The 1261-nt window shown below is 60.5% G+C and carries 1 protein-coding gene; it reads left to right on the top strand.

Annotated features, from left to right (window positions below; genetic code table 11):
- Positions 1-98 precede the first annotated feature (98 nt).
- Positions 99-1046 carry an IS110 family transposase gene (locus XI09_RS08605; protein ID WP_271566459.1) on the top strand — a complete coding sequence of 316 codons (948 nt, stop codon included), beginning with the start codon at positions 99-101 and terminating at the stop codon, positions 1044-1046.
- The last annotated feature ends 215 nt before the right edge of the window (positions 1047-1261 follow it).

Here is a 1261-nt window from a genome sequence, read left to right as displayed (position 1 = left end):
GGGCTGTCAGGCGTAGCAAGATCGCGATCGGCACTTCATCGGGACCCGAATGGTTGAACGAACTCAAGGTTCGCATCACAAGGGAGGGATCGACGAAGATGGCCAAGCATACCACGATCTGTGCCGGGATCGATACCGGCAAAAGGAAGCTCGACGTGGCGATCGAGGGCAACCGAGCGCAGTTGCAGGTGGAGAACACGTCGGAAGGCCACGCGATATTGCTGACATGGCTGCGACGGCATCGCGTCAAACGTGTCGGGATCGAAGCGAGTGGCGGTTACGAGCAGCCCGTCGTTACCGAACTGCGGCGCAAGCGGTTTGAGGTCGTGGTGTTCCAGCCAGCCCAGGTCCGCGCCTATGCCAAATTCCACTCGCAACGGGCCAAGAATGACAAGATCGATGCCGCTCTCATCGCAGTCTGCACCGCTGCGGTCCGGAAGATCCATGCCGCCCCCGATCCCCGGCTGCTACCATTCGCCGAGCAGCTGACCATGATTGATCAGATCAATGAGGATATCGCGCGCCTCAAGAACCGGATCGAGAGCTGCCGCAATGCGCAGATTAGGACGCTCTGGAAGGAGGATATCGCCCGCCTGGAGAAGCGCGAGAAAGCCGAACTCAACGCACTGGTCGCATCGATCCGCAAGCATCCCGACCTTGCCAAGAGACTTGGGCTGATCAATAGCGTTAGCGGCATCGGATTGCCGACCGCCGTGGCCATTCTGGTGCGCCTGCCCGAGATTGGCCAGATCACGCGGGAGCAAGCCGTCGCTCTCGCAGGCCTTGCGCCTTATGACGACGATAGCGGTGAGCAGGTCGGCGTTCGACATATCGACGGCGGCCGAAAGCGGCTGCGGCGCGCCCTCTACACGGCTTCACTGGCTGCATCGTTTCGCTGGAACCAGCAGCTGATCCAGCTTTACCAACGGCTGATCGCCGCTGGAAAGGAACACAAGCGAGCACTTGTCGCCTGCGCCAGGAAGATGCTCATCTTCGCCAACACCGTGGTCGCTCGCGGAACGCCGTGGCAGGACTGTCCACCCTGACAGCCGGATAGCTTTTCGTTTCTTTGTTCGATCCAAAGCGACGTTTCTTCGTCCCGATCTGCCAGTCCAAACGACACCGCGCGCAGCGGCCGTCAAGGATGGCCGTCGCTCTTTGCTATCCCGTTCTCCACAGCCGCCAGGCCATCCTTGACGGCCGTGAGCACGGTGTCACGCTAGACCAGGAGGGCGATCACATCGTTCTTAATGGTTGCTAC

The sequence above is a fragment of the Bradyrhizobium sp. CCBAU 11386 genome, assembly GCF_028128955.1.
In the GTDB taxonomy this organism is placed as follows: domain Bacteria; phylum Pseudomonadota; class Alphaproteobacteria; order Rhizobiales; family Xanthobacteraceae; genus Bradyrhizobium.
This window is presented reverse-complemented; position numbering and strand designations above follow the sequence as displayed.

What these genes read in the sequence shown, in the direction of transcription:
- XI09_RS08605 (WP_271566459.1), top strand. Translation starts at nt 99, where the DNA reads ATGGCCAAGCATACCACGATCTGTGCCGGGATCGATACCGGCAAAAGG.